Source organism: Paenibacillus glucanolyticus NBRC 15330 (assembly GCF_004000885.1).
Lineage (GTDB): Bacteria > Bacillota > Bacilli > Paenibacillales > Paenibacillaceae > Paenibacillus_AQ > Paenibacillus_AQ glucanolyticus.
On the sequence record NZ_BIMC01000002.1, the window covers coordinates 191,508 to 206,769 of the forward strand.

Genomic DNA, 15,262 nt, shown 5'->3' on the forward strand with positions numbered 1-15,262 from the left:
CAGAGTAAGATGATGAAGGAGGCATGGCGATGATTAGTGATGAAAGACTTGATGAATTAAGGGTTTCCGGTGAGCTGGTTCGGGTTGTGCGGGACGGCTTGGAGAGCAATGATATTATCGGCTTTGTTGTCGCCTGGGACCCGGAGCAGGTTATCATCCGCCGCCGAAACCGGCGTGTAGTCAAGCTGGATCGCAGGTACAGCTATCAGTTGAAAAAAGAGCCGAGAGTGAGCCCGATTGAAGAGTAGGCATAGATTTGGAACTCGTCGGACAACTTAACCTCTAGAATATTTTATTTAGAAGAGGTGTTCAGACGATGGAAATGTCCAACGATAAGATCTCGGCATATAAAAATGAAATCCTGAATTTAAAGCAGAGCATGCCCGAGATGGCAGAGGCGTATCATCAGTTTACCGGCGTCTGTTTTTCGGATGGCGAGCTGGATGAGAGAACGAAACAGCTGATTGCGCTCGGGATTGGGCTGTTCGCCAATAATGAGCTGTGTACCTTCTATCATATGGAAGAGGCCCGTGCCAAGGGAGCTTCGGATGCTCAAATTATGGAGGCCGTAGCAGTAGCGTCTGCCGCTAGTGCTGGACATGCTCTCTCGCAGGGATTGACCCGTGTGCAGCATAACCTTCACTAAGGCACGATCAAATTAAACCGTCTTATCCGGCGTATTGTGCAGCCGGGAAGACGGTTATTCTCTGTTGAACGGCCGCAAATAGCGGGCGAATGCAGCGGCAGGAGCAACCGGATGCTCGGTCGTCTCGGTCTCAGGCGGAACCAGCCCGAGATAGGCGCGCATGCGGTCCATCATCTCCTCGCGGAAGGATGGCCATAGAATATTCATCGATCCGATGTAACCCCGGCATGCATACCGTGCCTGAATTCCGTCCTGGCTCTGTACGATGTCATAAACCTTGATCGTTCGCTTGGCGAACTCCTGCTTCACTTCACGAAGAAGGACAGCCGCCCGTTTGGCACCGTTACCTACCACTTCCACATACAATTGAGGGGTCTTGAAGACACCACTCTCCTGGATGATCCGGCAATCCCGCTCAAACACTTTATGGATGAACCTCAGAAGCAAATAACTCTTGATCAACGCTCGTTCTTCCGTCGTAACAGCCGGTATGGCCATCAACTTCACCGCCTTTATATAGTAAATGGTTATCGAATGAGAACTTATGTTCTTATTTTAACCGAAAATCAGGTTTTTAATCAAGCTGAAAAAAGTGTTGACTCCATTTATTCTGCGTGATATTATATATCTTGTCGCCGCTGATTAGTGATTGACTCGAGGCAGACAGGCAATATGCGGTCGTGGCGGAATTGGCAGACGCGCACGGTTCAGGTCCGTGTGGGCTAACCCCCGTGGAGGTTCGAGTCCTCTCGACCGCATCCTAAAGAAAAAAACTCGTAAACTGCTTTGCAGTTTACGAGTTTTTTTGCGTGGAGATTCTATGGGACAGGGTTAATGACTTATACCAAAGAGATAAAATGCACGTATTATATTAAATAGTGATATAGATATAGGTAGTTGAGAGTAGGTGATTGCCTTGTCAGCCAAGGATTTGAGTCTCCAAGAGCAGCTTGCGGCTTATGCTTGGCTGCAAGCGTTGGGAACGAATATTGCTGCTCTGGGTCAAACCAAAAAGTTGTCCAAACGAAAGAAATTGCAGGCTGAAGGCCAAAGACTCTCTGTTCTTGGAAATGCGATGCAGTCGATAGCCAATGCGGCTCAGGCAGAGATTAGCGCAAAACTGAGGGGCACAGCCATGAATAAGAAAGCTAACGATCTTACGGTGGCCGGCAATCTTTTGCAATCCGTCGGAAATGCGCTGCAGGTTATTGCGGGAGGGGAGGATCCTTGAATGACAACACTTTTTACTCTTCTGAAGGAAAACTGAACTACTCAAAAAAGGAAACAAGGCGTTTACCTGTGACGGGAGGTGTCTTGTTTTTATTTTCTTGAATGGAGAGGTTTTCTTGTGCCTGGTGTCCTAATGAATGTTAACATTCAGCCGCTGTGTTACATATTTGAATAACTTTTCTCAAATAATACGGTTAGGTCTGGTAAGTATGATGGTGAAAGGAAAGGGGCGTCAACAATGCGGAAGGTATTTAGAAATTCGGTTGTCTTCTTGCTGTGTATGATATGGGGGATCACAAACGGAACACGGGGGGTCGGATATTTTGCAGGGACGGCCAACGCCGCTGAGCCTCCTGTTCAAGTAACCAGGCAGTTACGTGAGGAGCCTCTGAACAACAAGACTGGCGAAGGGCAGAAAATAAGTAAATTAGCGGTCATCATTGATGACTTTGGCAATGGTCAGAAGGGCACTCAGGAGATGCTGAGTCTGCCTGTCAAGATTACGGTTGCCGTGATGCCTTTTTTGCCAACAAGCAAAAAGGATGCAGAGTACGCGCATAACATGGGACATGATGTTATTATCCATATGCCCATGGAGCCTAAACAGGGACGAGCTTCCTGGCTTGGACCTGGCGCCATTCTGAGCTCGCTTACCGAAGAGGAGATTCGTAAACGAATGGAAGAGGCAATCGATTCCGTACCGTATGCGATTGGGATTAACAATCATATGGGCTCCAAGGTTACAGGTGATGAACGGATTATGTCGATCGTGCTTGATGTGTGCAAGGAAAGAGGATTGTTCTTTATCGATAGTAAAACCAATTACCGCAGCGTGGTCGGCAAGCTGGCGGCAGAGAAGGGGATGCCAGCGATAGCCAATGATATTTTCCTGGACGATGTTCATACGGTAGAGCATGTAAGCAAGCAGCTCGTGACGGCGGCACAGCATGCGGAAGAAAGAACATCCTGCATTGCCATTGGGCATGTTGGCGTATTCGGCACCCGAACGGCAGAAGCACTGAAAGTTTCCATTCCGGAGCTGCAAAAAAAGGTTGAGTTTGTTGGTATTAGCGATTTGGTTAGAGAGCGTTCAAGCTGGAGGCCTAATCCGCTGCCGACGTATTAATGCGTCCGGTTTAATTGCTGGAGTAGTCAAAATCGGTACGAAGTGAGGGAGGCTCGGGCTAAATGCCCGAGCCTCGTTCATTGTTATAAACAAACAGCCTTCCTGTTCAAGGCACAGGCTATTACCAACTTGATTGCATGAGAGCCTGTTTAAATTGAGGAAACCGCAATTAGCGGATACGGGAATCGGTGAGCTTGAATTGCCCCACCAGCTGCTGCATGGAATTTGCAATGACTTCTACATTACCGGAGGTGTGTCTTACGCTTTCGATTTCCCGGGAAAGCTCCTGAACCCTGCTCTCCACATCCTTGGAGATCTTGCGGTTTTCCTTGCTGACCGAAGCAATCTTCTCCATCAGCTGAACCACCTCATCCACAGCCTGATGCTTCCGCAGATCATCCTCAGCCGCCGCCGTCAACAGCTCGGAGGCTGCGGAAACCAGGAGATTGCCTTCCTGCACCACCTTGGTCCCTTCCTCCATGGATTGAAACGCAAACTCGGCATCTTTGTAGATATGACTGATAATGCCATGGACTTCCTCTGTGGACTGTCTCGTCAGGTCGGACAGCTTACGGATCTCGGATGCAACAACGGCAAAGCCTTGGCCATGCTCTCCGACTCTTGCGGCTTCAATCGATGCATTCAGGGCGAGAAGATGTGTTTGTGATGAGATTTGCTCGATGGCATGCAGCACACCTCTTATCTCCCGAACGGTTTGCATGAAGATGCGGATGGTATGGTTTGTTTCCTCGACTTTGGAAGAGATGTGTGACATCTTGTCCCCGATGCGGACCACCTCGTTCTTGGCCACATCGATCTGTTCATTGGCCTGCTGTTCAAGCTGGCGCAGCGTCTCCCGCATGTGCTCCGCGCGCTCCTTGACGGCATCAATATCCAGAAGCTGGCTGCGCATGCTGCGGATCATCTCGCTGATGTTGCTGCTGACCCGCTGTGCGGACGTCACAGTAACTGCGGTTGTGTCATTCATGATCTGTTGACTGGAGGAAACATCGCCTGCGGTCAATTTCACCTGCATCATGATACTCTCCAGCGAATCGATCATATTGTTGATCCATTTGGCTAACTCGCGGGTTTCGTCATGGTCGAAGTGACGGGTATCCAGCCGCTGGGTAAGGTCGCCTGTGCCTTCGGCATTAATGCGGATGAATCGGCTTAGACGGCGAAGGCGATCCGCCACCCGTTCAATTTCCTTGCGCCCCACCAAAGCAGAAGTGAGGAGACCGGTAATCAGACATGCGGCCAAGCCAATAATGGCGGCAGCTAGCGGAGATAAATGGGAGGCGGCAGCATATACAATCGCAGCAGTCAGTACGCTGGAGAGAAGCGTGGACGCGCTGTGCAGCCTGGAATGTCTCCATCTTATGCTGCGAATCCGGTAGACCTCCTCCAAATCGCCTTCACACATCATCCCCCAGTCATCCGGACAATGGGGCAAGCGAAAAGTCACGCCCTTGCCAATCACCGGTATATGGCGGTAATCGGAGTAACCGGGAAAGGCAACAAACAGATTGTCGCCGTTGCGGATGGTGCTGGCCACCCCTGGATGGAGTTGACCTGTTGCCGGATCGGTGAACATAAGCTCAAGTTCAGTATGCTCTTTGACTGATACCGTACCCCAGTCGGTGGTAACGCCATCCTTCAAATTCTCGCCGTGGGTAAAGGTGCGATCTTCAAATCGGCTTCTTGAAAGGGCCGTCCCCGGAGCGATGTGAAGATTCAACTCAGGCTTCGCCATAAAAATATAGTTGTCACCGGAGTCAGGGTATATGTGTCCGGATTCCCGCTGAATTAAATCCCCAATGACGTCATTAGGCACTCGCCCGCACAGAATACCTGCAAAAGCTCCGTCTGTATGGAGCGCATTCATGAATAAAAGTGTCATTTTGTCGTGAAAAGTGGAGGTTCGAGGACCGATGGTTAATGTGATGGGGTCGCCGTAAGGTCCGAAGAGTAATTTGCCGGTTCCAAGACCGGTGAGATGATGGATAGCACGGCCCAACTGACTTCCGTCATCATAGGTTGTACCAATATGTGAAGCGTATGTAGAATACGTGACCTCACCGGAGGGGTTCAACACAAACAATTCAGTGAAGTCGGAAGCGCGCGAGTAAAGGGCAGAGAACAGCTGCTCTTGATTCATTCGAGAGTCTGAAGACAAGGAATGCGCGCTGCAATCTCCTGAAGCATGAAGCTTGTCCAGCTGCTCCTTGAGGCGGTCCAGATGCCCCCAATATTCATGACTCCACGAGAACAGCAGCTCTTTGCGTGTCTCGGCAATGCCTTCAAATATCTCTTCAACATCTTCCTTCAACTTACGATTCAGACGCCATGAAATCCAAAGCGGAAGTCCCTGGCGATAGCCAAGCCAGTCAAACATAGCGATCTCCCCCAATCCCTATTTGAGTAATGTATCTTTATACATGTTAGTTATACTACCACAGTTTCTTGAAATTTCGATAAGGAATTTTGAAAAAAATGATACTTTTTTCATATTGATGTTAGATTTATTAACGTATGATCGGGTTTTAGGTCCTAGATCGTTAGAAGTTCCCCTGTCTAAACAAAAACAGCTCTGAACTACAGAGCTGTTAAATAACTTATGATCCCGTCGGCAATGGCCTCGGCAATCTTCATTTGGCCGTTGCGGCTGGTCAACAACGTCCGATCCTCCACATTGCTCAGAAAACCGGTCTCTACAATAACCGCAGGCACCTTGGTTTGATTCAGCAGATAATAGGGCTTGCCCAGCATGATGTGATTGCTGTTGTTATAAACCAGATTCAACTGTTCCTGGATAGTATCGGCAAGCAAAGTGCTCCGGCCTTCGGATTGATGGAGCACGATCCCGCCCCGTTTGGAGGAATTCTTCCCCCAATTCACATGAACGCTGACCACGAGCTTGGTCGGAATTTCGCTGCTGAGCTGCTTGCGCTGCGACAGATCGCGGCGGTGTCTGGAGGAGGTTCGATGCCAGCGGTTGTCATCGCTAAGTGCATAATCGGCATCGCGATTCAGCACGGCATGATAGCCTTCCTGGCGAAGCAGCATGAACAGTCGGCGTGAGATGGCCAGATTGATATCTTTTTCTAGAATGTCGCCATAGGACGTACCGCCATCGATTCCGCCGTGACCTACATCAATCAGAACGACATCATAAGGAAAAGGGTGCAGATGCCGAAGCTGGGTGTGGTCGGTTTCTTTACCGGAGGATTGGGTGGATTCCGGCGTTTCTGACAGAAGCTGGGTTGACTGTATTGAACTTTGATAAACGGATTGAGCGGGGGGCGCCATGGCTTGTTCTTTTGCTTGGCAAGCCTCCGCGACAGATCTCGGAATTGCCAGTGCAAGGAGGAGCATGCATACCCCTGCTGCCTTAACCATGATGGATTCCTTCTTTCACGTAAAAAATTTCGGCTTGATTAGAATGTGCATTTTGCGGAAAATTCATGCCGATCATATTCCAGCGTCTAGAATCCATTGAAACGGAGCAAACTGATAATGGGATGTGGATAAACCATAAGGAGTGAATTCATATGGCTAGCGGCGATGAATTAATTAAGTACATTACGGAGCGCGTAGTTCATTATATAGATACACCTAAGGATATCCGGAGAAAGGCAAGGGTCAAGGAATCCTGGACCACCCGTTGGTTCGGTATGATTCCGTTCTCTATGTCGTTATGGAAAGAAGACGTAACCTCCAAACGTAAAAAAAGGCAAAAGTAGCTGGAGCTTCATGCTCACAAAATTCCGAATTTACATCTTATACAGTGTAACAAAGGACGCTGCCCTTCAGAGGGCAGCGTCCTGTTTAGTCTGTATGTTTAAAACGATGAGGGCAGATGGTTGAAGTACAATTCAGAAGGAATGCTTAGATTGAAACCCTCTATTCCGGCTGTGCATAGAATTGGCCTTGCCCGATCAGATGAGATGCTGGCAAAAAGCGAAGGGTGTCGCTATCCCGCAGCGGAACCGACACATAAATCGCAGCCGGATTCTGCTGATTCCCAGAAGACCAGCGATGCCAGCCAGTTAAGCTGAAAGGGGATCCGAAGGCGGCATTGCTTTTTTTGGATTTGAATATCAGAGCAGAGTGCTCCTGTAGTAGATTCCGGAGATCGGCACTACTGCCAGCGTTTAGATGGGCTGACGTCAGCCAGAGCAGATTATCGTAAGGATCCTCGGAGGCTGCGGCTGATAGATTGGGTGTCTCGGCAAGCCAAGCATTCGAAGATGTCGAAGTGACGATCCCTTTTGTCGCTGCTGACAGAGGTGTTGGTAATGCCTTGATTCTGCTCGACTGAGGTTCATCCGGTAATGCCTCACTGTTCAGCGCGCTAAAATAAACAGGCTTCTTGCCCGGAAGCTGAACCTGCCACACAGGTGATACATCATACAGTTTGCGGACGACACTTCCTTGGGGTAATACCCCGCCTGTCTTCAGAAGACCTTCTGCTGCGAGGCGCTCATTCAGCGGCGCCTGGCTGAAGGGAAGGGTGGAGCCGATCCCGTACTCGCTTAGGATGTAACTACCATCGTCTGCTGCACTAATAATCATATATCCTTGCGGAATACCCTCGCTCGAAATCGTGATCAGCCAGCCGTGTGTGCCCGGACCGAGGGGGGTGAATTCCATCTCTGCTTCGTCCCAAGCGGTAAACGGTGCATGTACCGATAAATGATCCACGGTCTCCTCGGCAAAATCAACCAAACTGCCCGGTATCTGAGCCAGAATGGGGCTGCTTGACGTTGGCGTACCATGGATACCTCCATTACTGGCTGCAGCCGTGCTGGTCAGTGGATTTACCGCACCCAACCACAGAATGGCCGTTATCATGACAGAGGCTGACAACAATTTATAACGGAGAGACCGGTAGTTGCAGGGTGAATCCGATTTGCTGAAGATTCTTACGTTCCAAAGCTTCAAATCATCAACCGCCTTTCCTTGGCTCTACGCGCCGTGGATGTGATAACAATGATCATATCGGACAAGCTCTGCAAAGGCTGTTGCAAGCTGTCGCGGCAGGGGAAGGGGGACAGGTTCTTTTTTTGCCTGCTTTTGTAGAGGGGCGTCATGAAGAGGCATCCACGGGCGAACAAAGGTGAAACAAGCCGCAGGTTATGACGGACAAGCTCACTTTTGGCTCGTACTGCCACTGCATTTCGGACCTTCTGTTCCGGTATTGCTCCTCAATGAGTACCTTTTTCTCTTGGTCTTGCTCCTTGAGCAAGTCCTCGTAATAGCCATCGATCACCAGAAACTCATCCTTCAGACGTTCTCTTGCCTTCTCAGCCCAGTCGTAATCCAGCTTGCTCAATTTGTCGATCAGATGGTTCTCCAGCGTGGATACGGCCTGCTGAAGGGTAAGCACGGCAGGGCGTACATGAACGCTCTCCGGTAATCGGGGCGTAAGGTCGCGGCCCTTCAGGATAGCCGGGAAATCTTGAGCAATCGTTCGGCTGGATAGTGAGATTCCTAGAAAGAACAGCTCCTCACGCTTCAGATCGCAGCTGAACTCTACCTTAAAGCAGACGCTAAGCCACTGCTCATAAGGGGTCGAGCGCCCTCGGGGGCGAGGCTCGGTATCGCGCTGCTGGAACAGATAAACGCATTTGCCTTCCTCGCGGGCTGCATTCCAGATTTGGGCGAGCCGGCTGCTGCCATAACCGATATTTTCCCGTTGAATCCGGCCAGGTCCAAGGACAGGGAGTACCGGCGCATTTCCGTAATAGCGGGCCAGCAGCGGATCCTGCGCTGGTGCCGCGAGCTGAGCTTTGACTTCCGCCTCTTTTGTCTTCGCGAGCCGTTCATCGTATTTATCCGGATCAAAGACGAAGTTGAACGACAACGTTTCGGCTGGAGCGCCGGTACGTTCCACAAAGCCCCAGTAGTACGGGCGGTTGGTGAGCATTTTATCGGCCTGCGGGGACAGTTTCACCGTGACATGCTCAGGTGATTTTTCAATGACGGTGCATTCGGTGGCTTCCAAATAGGCCATGAAGTGCTGCTGCACCTGCTGCGGCGTCATGGTCATATTAGGCCTCTTCCTCTCTAAGGGTTTCTTCTTCGCTGCTTTCGAGCTCGATATCCTGTTTGATATGGTGTATCGTTTCGCCCAGTGTGCTGATGCGCTGCCGGATTTCATCGTCGTTGCCGGATTCCAGCATGATTTTGTACAGGCTCTTCTCAATGGATTCCTTCTTCTCAAACCGCTCCAGAATGACATCCAGTCCGCCGATGACCATCTCGAACATGTTGATCTTCTCATGCAGCAGGTTCAGGATATGTTCTTCAATCGTTCCGGAGGTGGATAAATTGAAGATTTGCACATCGTTGGTTTGACCGAGACGGTGCACGCGTCCGATCCGCTGCTCCACCCGCATGGGATTCCACGGCAGGTCAAAGTTGACCATATGGTGGCAGAATTGCAGATTAATGCCTTCTCCGCCCGCTTCCGTAGCAATCATAACCTGTGCTTTACCGCGAAAGAGATCCATCATCCAGTCCTTCTTGCCTCGGTTCATCCCACCGCGGTAAGGAACGGAAACGAGACCGTGATCACGAAAATAATTAAGCAGATATTCCTGCGTTGCCCGGTATTCCGTGAATACAATAACCTTCTCATTCATTTGTTGAATGAGCTCAATGGTTTTCTCGGCCTTGGTGTTCGCTTTTATGGCCTTGATCAGATAAACCAGCTCCCAGATTTTATCGCGGAGGGGGGAGTCCTCCGGGAGCTTCTTGGACAAATTAACAAGCGTAACGAACACCGCATCCCGGCTGCTGCACACCTCCCGCTGCAGCGTAACGAGGGACAGCATACTGCTTAAATTTCCCCCGGCTGCCTGATACTGATCTTTGACGAAGGATGTGACCCCGTCGTATAATGACTGTTCTTCTGGCGAAAGGCTGAGCCCTACATTGCGGACGGACCGCTTCGTGAATTTCACTTCGCCTTCGCCGCGGCGGTTGCGGATCATGACCTTGGACAGCTCGTCCTTGAGCTGGTCCTGATTCTTGGGTCTCCGTTTATCGACAACGAAATTCGCGGCAAACTGTCCTTGGCCGCCAAGCTGGCCCGGTTTCAGCAGCGTGATGAGATTGAAGAGCTCACTCAAGTCATTCTGCACGGGCGTGGCCGTCAGCAGCAGGCAGTATTTTTTGCGCAGCTTTTGAATGAATTGATAATTGGACGTTTTCTTGTTCTTGAGTTTATGCGCTTCATCGATGATGAGCATATCGTATTCTTCGTTTAGCAGAATTTCCTGATGAGGATCGCGTTTGGCCGTATCCATGGAGGCGACAACGATATCGTTGCCCCAGGAGTAGGCTTTTTTCTGTGCGACCGCAGGTATGCCGAACTTGGAGTTCAGCTCACGGACCCATTGCAGCACAAGGGAAGCGGGAACCAGTATCAGAACTTTGGATACGAGTCCGCGCACGAGGTATTCTTTTAAAATAAGACCGGCTTCAATTGTCTTCCCAAGTCCCACCTCATCGGCCAGAATCGCTCTGCCCGACATCTCGAACAAAACGCGTCTTGCCGTATCCGTCTGGTGGGGAAGCGGGGATAAGGTGCCAAGATGCTTGAGGCATTGCAGCTCTTCGAAGCTTGTAACGAGGCGGGATTTCTCGCCTTCTACGGCAAGCTGGGCCAGTCGATAGTCACCCCAAGGTCCGCCTTTGTCCAGGCGTCCGGCGAGATCGTCAAACCAGGAACGGTCGATCTGCAAGGGAACGGGAATGCGCGGGTCGATGATCATGCCTGAATCGGCAGATGGCTGATGGTTCATGTCGATCTCCTCCTGTTGTGAAATATTCCGGGCCAGCGGTGTATATGTAGTATGGACGAAAAAAGAAGTCTTCATAACCTTGCTTGGATTTGGGAGAAGCGAAATCCCCTGAGGGTGCGCGGCTGCTGGAATTGGATATTTTCATCCTTTTTTTCATAGGGAAGAGTGAAAAAGAGAGCGAGAGGAAGAAAGCAGAAGCTTGCGAGCGGGAGCTTGGAACAGTCGGCTTAATTTTCACATTATCGGCATAGTTAACCTATATATAGTGTAGTATAATGAATAAATAGCACTATATATAGTGTATATAGTGGTTTCGGATGTTTGACCGGCTACATAACAGGTTATGTTGTTGGTGAGCGCATACACTTGGGAATCTTTTTGATTTTATAACTTATATAGGAGGTAGTTGCTCTTGACTACGATGCAGAATCAGCGGCTGGAAGGTTTAAGCGAGAAGATCTTTTTGGACCGGTATGCCTGGAAGGATGCGGACACCAACAACGCGAAGGTCGGCGATGTGGTGCTTGTTCTGACGAAGGATGATCCTAAATTTCCGACTAAGGAAGTTGGCGAAATCGTGAAGCGCGAAGGCCGCAAGGTCACGGTGAAGACACGGAAGGGCGAGCTTGTGGAATCGGATGTGGAGAAGCTGACGTTAACCATCGAGAAAACGCCGGAAGAAATGTGGGATCGACTCGCAGCTGCTATGTCATCGGTGGAAGCAACGCCGGAACTGCAGGAGGAGTGGCGCGGGAAATTCCGCGAGATTCTGGATGATTGGAAGCTGGTGCCGGGCGGTCGGATTGCGGCTGGTGCGGGTGCAAGCGATGAATTGACGCTGTTCAACTGTTACGTGATTCCTTCGCCGAAGGACAGTCGGGGCGGGATTATGGAAACTCTGTCCGAAATGACCGAGATTATGGCGCGCGGCGGCGGTGTCGGCATCAACTTGTCCTCCCTGCGTCCTCGGCGGGCGATTGTGAGAGGTGTGAACGGTTCCTCCAGCGGTGCGGTATCGTGGGGCGGATTGTTCAGTTATACGACAGGCCTGATCGAGCAGGGCGGAAGCCGCCGGGGCGCGCTCATGCTAATGATTAACGATTGGCACCCGGACGTGGAGGATTTCATTACGGTGAAGCAGACGATGGGACAAGTTACAAATGCAAACCTGTCAGTATGCGTCAGCAATGATTTCATGAAAGCCGTGAAGGAGGATCTGGACTGGGAGCTCGTGTTCCCGGATACCACCGATCCCGATTATGATGAGTTGTGGGACGGTGACCTGGAGAAATGGAAGAATGCCGGACATAGCGTTATTCCATATAAAACGGTAAGGGCACGCGAGGTATGGCATACGATTATCGAATCTGCATGGAAATCCGCGGAGCCGGGTGTTGTCTTCATGGAATACTACAACCAGATGTCCAACAGCTGGTATTTCAACCCGATTATCTGCACGAATCCTTGCGGTGAGCAGGGACTTCCTGGCTGGGGCGTATGCAACCTGTCGGCGATGAACCTGTCGAAGTTCTATGATGAAGCGAATCATGACGTCGCTTGGGAAGAGCTGGCTACCACGACGCGTTACTCCGTGCGCTTCCTGGATAATGTCATTGACCGGACGCCGTACCATTTTGAAGAGAATGAATTGAACCAGAAAAAAGAGCGCCGCGTGGGCCTTGGAACGATGGGTCTGGCCGAGCTGATGATCAAGCTGAATATCCGTTACGGCAGCCCGGAATCACTGGAATTCCTGGATAAGCTGTACGGCTTTATCGCACGCGAGGCGTATCTGGCTTCCGCCGATATTGCCGAAGAGAAGGGTTCGTTCCAGGCATTCGATGCCGAGCTGTACCTGCAAAGCGGCTTCATGAAAAATATGGCTGAAGTGTATCCAGAAGTGGCGGATGCGGTGCGTGAAAAGGGCGCGCGCAACGTGACCGTGATTACCCAAGCGCCGACGGGCAGCACGGGTACGATGGTTGGAACGTCGACGGGCATCGAGCCGTACTTTGCCTTCAAATACTTCCGTCAAAGCCGTCTTGGCTTCGACGAGCAGTTCGTGCCGATTGCTCAAGATTGGCTGGACAGCCATCCGGGCGAGGAGCTGCCGGATTATTACGTCACGGCGATGACACTCTCCGCCGAGGACCATATCCGCGTGCAGGCGGCGATTCAGCGCTGGGTGGACAGCTCCATCTCGAAGACGGCCAACTGTCCGGCTGACTTCACGGTTGAAGATACGAAGCGCCTGTATGAGCTGGCATTCGATCTGGGATGCAAAGGCGTAACGATCTACCGTGACGGCAGCCGCGATGTGCAGGTGCTGCAGACGGAGAAAAAAGAAGATAAAGCAGCCGAAGCAGTGACCGCCCCTTCGGCGGAAACGGCCTTGGAGCAAAGCGCGGCAGGGCAAGCGGCAGAGGATGCGGCGAGCGTGGAGCAAGCGGGTGCAAGCGTAGCAGTGACAGCATCCGCAAGCAAGAGCGGGCTGGATAAACAATACAAGAAGCGCCCGCAAGTCCTGCGCGGAGCTACCTATAAGATGAATACGCCGTTTGGCATGGCGTACATTACGATCAATGATCTGGATGGCATTCCCAGCGAAATCTTCCTGAATGTCGGCAAGGCCGGCTCAGATGTATTCGCGATGGCGGAAGCCTTGGGCCGGGTCTGCTCCCTGTTCCTCCGGTACGGGGACCACGGCAATAAGGTGGAGCTGCTGATCAAGCACCTCAAGGGCATCGGCGGCACCGGCGCGATCGGCTTCGGTGCGAACCGCGTGGAATCCATTGCCGACGCCGTAGCGAAGGCGCTGGAAACGCACGTGGCGAACAACGCGGAGGCGGATCATGACCATGATCCGGCACCGGTTGCAGCCACGATGGCGCCTGCTGATGCAGGCGAGGCTGGTGCACCGGCAGCCGCAGGGTATGGCGGCCACAGCTCGCACGCAGGCGGCGGCTCCATGTCGCTGGATCTGTGCCCATCCTGCGGCGGGGCATCCCTGATTAACATTGAGGGATGCAAGACGTGCGGTAACTGCGGGTACAGTAAGTGTTCTTGAGGGATTGCCAAGACTTAAAATCATTTTGAAGACTACGGTAGAATAGAATCTGCACCCGAATCGAATATTCAAAAGCTGGAAGCACCAGTTCCTCTGCCATGCAGATGGAATTGGTGTTTTTTGCAATAGATTAACCGTACCATTAACACCCAACATTTATTATTCGGAAAATTTAATATATATGCATAAAATCTTTATTTTGATATAATAGTTAAAATATTACTTATGATATGACCATTACATAATTTCTCTACTGACGTTCTAAATCAAGAAGGAAAGAAGGGAGGTGAATGAATGAAGAAAGTAGTATTGATCTTGTTAATAGCATGTTTCTCTTTCTCTACTAGCGCATTTGCTGCGTATACTGCAACATCGCATGATTTGACAGTTTACCAACCAGCTCAACATAAATTAAGTGTTGGCCTATGGAGTTCTACGAATGAAACCGTTGAGCTAACGCTATATTCCAAAGGACCAGCCGGTCAACTTAGTACAGTCTTCACGACAACCGTGAATATCGGGCCAACCTCACCAAGTCCTGTCGAGTATTCAGTAGGGTATCTTAGTCCCGGAACTTATGTACTCAAAGGACAGTTCCAAGGGTCTTATGGTAGTCTGGGACCTGTTAGTTTAAACCAAGTCTATTAATAATAAATTCATAGAGATCCAAACGGCCAAGCCCCATCGATTGGCCGTTTTATTTTTTAAATTGAAAAAGGATCGGTTCCTAAACGGAGTTTGAGCGAGCCCAACAAAAGGTCACGCTTCGGGTGGCATTCGTCTCCCCCGGCCCACCAGAGTTTTTTTAAGGAAGTGGAATCAGCCGGACATACCTGCGTGGCTAAGTCCTGTCTGACCTGGTCGCAACGCGACCTTAAGACTCTCGGCCCCGTGAATCGGGAATATTATAAGGTCTGTAATGAATGGGGATTGACTTAAAGGAATGAGGAGTTTCGATGAAGCATGCTTTAGTTATAGGCGGTTCAGGGATGCTTGCCAACACTTCACTTTGGTTAGCGAATGAGGGCTTTACGGTGTCTGTTATTGGTAGGGATAATCATAAGTTGAGTAAATTAACCGGTATGAGTAAGAACATAATACCTATCTCGGTTGATTACTATAATGAAAGACTTTTTAGTTCCGAAATTCATAATTCAATATAATTTTATTAAATCATATTGAAGATTTACAAATTGCATTGATAAAGTACTAACATGATCGTAATCTAAAGATGACCGACGGCATCACATAACATTATATTCACGCATCGGAGTTTATCCGCTCCTTGGTCCACGAGAAGCCATCAGCAGGGATGCACTTACAGCGGACACATCCGCACCGACTAATCACCTCACGGCCGGCTGTTGGCGCAGCCTTAA

At 50.4% G+C, this 15,262-nt stretch carries 14 protein-coding genes and 1 tRNA gene; 9 read left to right on the forward strand and 6 right to left on the reverse strand.

Features of this window, described 5'->3' with window-relative positions; all coding sequences use genetic code 11:
* The first annotated feature begins 29 nt into the window (after positions 1–29).
* Complete coding sequence (locus PGL02S_RS04610) at positions 30–248, forward strand: hypothetical protein (RefSeq protein WP_006211653.1); 219 nt, start codon at positions 30–32, stop codon at positions 246–248.
* 68 nt (positions 249–316) lie between these two features.
* Positions 317–646: a carboxymuconolactone decarboxylase family protein gene (locus PGL02S_RS04615; RefSeq protein WP_006211652.1), complete on the forward strand. Its 330-nt coding sequence runs from the start codon at positions 317–319 to the stop codon at positions 644–646.
* 54 nt (positions 647–700) lie between these two features.
* Here the strand turns inward: PGL02S_RS04615 and PGL02S_RS04620 are convergent, their stop codons facing one another.
* The gene (locus PGL02S_RS04620) at positions 701–1,144 is read right to left on the reverse strand and encodes a hypothetical protein (RefSeq protein ID WP_036641643.1); all 444 of its coding nucleotides are present in this window, start codon (positions 1,142–1,144) and stop codon (positions 701–703) included.
* A gap of 176 nt (positions 1,145–1,320) precedes the next feature.
* Between PGL02S_RS04620 and PGL02S_RS04625 the strand changes: the two genes are divergently transcribed.
* The 3 genes from PGL02S_RS04625 (at position 1,321) to PGL02S_RS04635 (ending at position 3,002) form a co-directional block, all read left to right on the forward strand.
* A tRNA-Leu gene (locus PGL02S_RS04625) sits at positions 1,321–1,404 on the forward strand.
* Positions 1,405–1,553: 149 nt separating this feature from the next.
* Positions 1,554–1,877 carry a DUF6944 family repetitive protein gene (locus PGL02S_RS04630; protein ID WP_036641644.1) on the forward strand — a complete coding sequence of 108 codons (324 nt, stop codon included), beginning with the start codon at positions 1,554–1,556 and terminating at the stop codon, positions 1,875–1,877.
* Positions 1,878–2,114: 237 nt separating this feature from the next.
* Positions 2,115–3,002, forward strand: a complete 888-nt coding sequence (locus PGL02S_RS04635; protein ID WP_036641646.1) for a divergent polysaccharide deacetylase family protein — start codon at positions 2,115–2,117, stop codon at positions 3,000–3,002.
* Between the two features lie 169 nt (positions 3,003–3,171).
* Here PGL02S_RS04635 and PGL02S_RS04640 read toward each other — a convergent pair whose 3' ends face one another.
* Positions 3,172–5,400 carry a methyl-accepting chemotaxis protein gene (locus PGL02S_RS04640; RefSeq protein WP_036641647.1) on the reverse strand — a complete coding sequence of 743 codons (2,229 nt, stop codon included), beginning with the start codon at positions 5,398–5,400 and terminating at the stop codon, positions 3,172–3,174.
* Positions 5,401–5,600: 200 nt separating this feature from the next.
* Positions 5,601–6,404 carry an N-acetylmuramoyl-L-alanine amidase gene (locus tag PGL02S_RS04645; RefSeq protein ID WP_036641648.1) on the reverse strand — a complete coding sequence of 268 codons (804 nt, stop codon included), beginning with the start codon at positions 6,402–6,404 and terminating at the stop codon, positions 5,601–5,603.
* A gap of 152 nt (positions 6,405–6,556) precedes the next feature.
* Here PGL02S_RS04645 and PGL02S_RS04650 point away from each other — a divergent pair, with 152 nt between their 5' ends.
* The gene (locus tag PGL02S_RS04650) at positions 6,557–6,748 is read left to right on the forward strand and encodes a YqzE family protein (RefSeq protein ID WP_006211646.1); all 192 of its coding nucleotides are present in this window, start codon (positions 6,557–6,559) and stop codon (positions 6,746–6,748) included.
* 160 nt (positions 6,749–6,908) lie between these two features.
* Here the strand turns inward: PGL02S_RS04650 and PGL02S_RS04655 are convergent, their stop codons facing one another.
* From PGL02S_RS04655 to PGL02S_RS04665, 3 genes are all read right to left on the reverse strand, one after another.
* Positions 6,909–7,949 (reverse strand): hypothetical protein, encoded by a 1,041-nt coding sequence (locus PGL02S_RS04655; protein ID WP_051449256.1) that lies wholly within the window; start codon positions 7,947–7,949, stop codon positions 6,909–6,911.
* A gap of 145 nt (positions 7,950–8,094) precedes the next feature.
* Entirely contained in the window at positions 8,095–9,057 is a 963-nt protein-coding gene (locus PGL02S_RS04660; protein ID WP_036641650.1) for a YqhG family protein, read from the reverse strand.
* Position 9,058: 1 nt separating this feature from the next.
* Positions 9,059–10,816 (reverse strand): DEAD/DEAH box helicase, encoded by a 1,758-nt coding sequence (locus PGL02S_RS04665; RefSeq protein ID WP_006211643.1) that lies wholly within the window; start codon positions 10,814–10,816, stop codon positions 9,059–9,061.
* 83 nt (positions 10,817–10,899) lie between these two features.
* On the opposite strand from PGL02S_RS04665, the gene PGL02S_RS28060 reads away from it, so the two are divergent.
* The 3 genes from PGL02S_RS28060 (at position 10,900) to PGL02S_RS28475 (ending at position 15,046) form a co-directional block, all read left to right on the forward strand.
* Positions 10,900–11,067: a hypothetical protein gene (locus PGL02S_RS28060; protein WP_006211642.1), complete on the forward strand. Its 168-nt coding sequence runs from the start codon at positions 10,900–10,902 to the stop codon at positions 11,065–11,067.
* A 170-nt stretch (positions 11,068–11,237) separates the two neighbouring features.
* Positions 11,238–13,883, forward strand: a complete 2,646-nt coding sequence (locus tag PGL02S_RS04670) for an adenosylcobalamin-dependent ribonucleoside-diphosphate reductase (RefSeq protein WP_228029959.1) — start codon at positions 11,238–11,240, stop codon at positions 13,881–13,883.
* A 956-nt stretch (positions 13,884–14,839) separates the two neighbouring features.
* Complete coding sequence (locus tag PGL02S_RS28475; RefSeq protein ID WP_051449257.1) at positions 14,840–15,046, forward strand: Rossmann-fold NAD(P)-binding domain-containing protein; 207 nt, start codon at positions 14,840–14,842, stop codon at positions 15,044–15,046.
* Positions 15,047–15,262: the final 216 nt, after the last annotated feature.

What these genes read in the sequence shown, in the direction of transcription:
- PGL02S_RS04610 (WP_006211653.1), top strand. Translation starts at nt 30, where the DNA reads ATGATTAGTGATGAAAGACTTGATGAATTAAGGGTTTCCGGTGAGCTG.
- PGL02S_RS04615 (WP_006211652.1), top strand. Translation starts at nt 317, where the DNA reads ATGGAAATGTCCAACGATAAGATCTCGGCATATAAAAATGAAATCCTG.
- PGL02S_RS04620 (WP_036641643.1), bottom strand. Translation starts at nt 1,144, where the DNA reads ATGGCCATACCGGCTGTTACGACGGAAGAACGAGCGTTGATCAAGAGT.
- PGL02S_RS04635 (WP_036641646.1), top strand. Translation starts at nt 2,115, where the DNA reads ATGCGGAAGGTATTTAGAAATTCGGTTGTCTTCTTGCTGTGTATGATA.
- PGL02S_RS04640 (WP_036641647.1), bottom strand. Translation starts at nt 5,400, where the DNA reads ATGTTTGACTGGCTTGGCTATCGCCAGGGACTTCCGCTTTGGATTTCA.
- PGL02S_RS04645 (WP_036641648.1), bottom strand. Translation starts at nt 6,404, where the DNA reads ATGGTTAAGGCAGCAGGGGTATGCATGCTCCTCCTTGCACTGGCAATT.
- PGL02S_RS04650 (WP_006211646.1), top strand. Translation starts at nt 6,557, where the DNA reads ATGGCTAGCGGCGATGAATTAATTAAGTACATTACGGAGCGCGTAGTT.
- PGL02S_RS04660 (WP_036641650.1), bottom strand. Translation starts at nt 9,057, where the DNA reads ATGACCATGACGCCGCAGCAGGTGCAGCAGCACTTCATGGCCTATTTG.
- PGL02S_RS04665 (WP_006211643.1), bottom strand. Translation starts at nt 10,816, where the DNA reads ATGAACCATCAGCCATCTGCCGATTCAGGCATGATCATCGACCCGCGC.
- PGL02S_RS04670 (WP_228029959.1), top strand. Translation starts at nt 11,238, where the DNA reads ATGCAGAATCAGCGGCTGGAAGGTTTAAGCGAGAAGATCTTTTTGGAC.
- PGL02S_RS28475 (WP_051449257.1), top strand. Translation starts at nt 14,840, where the DNA reads ATGAAGCATGCTTTAGTTATAGGCGGTTCAGGGATGCTTGCCAACACT.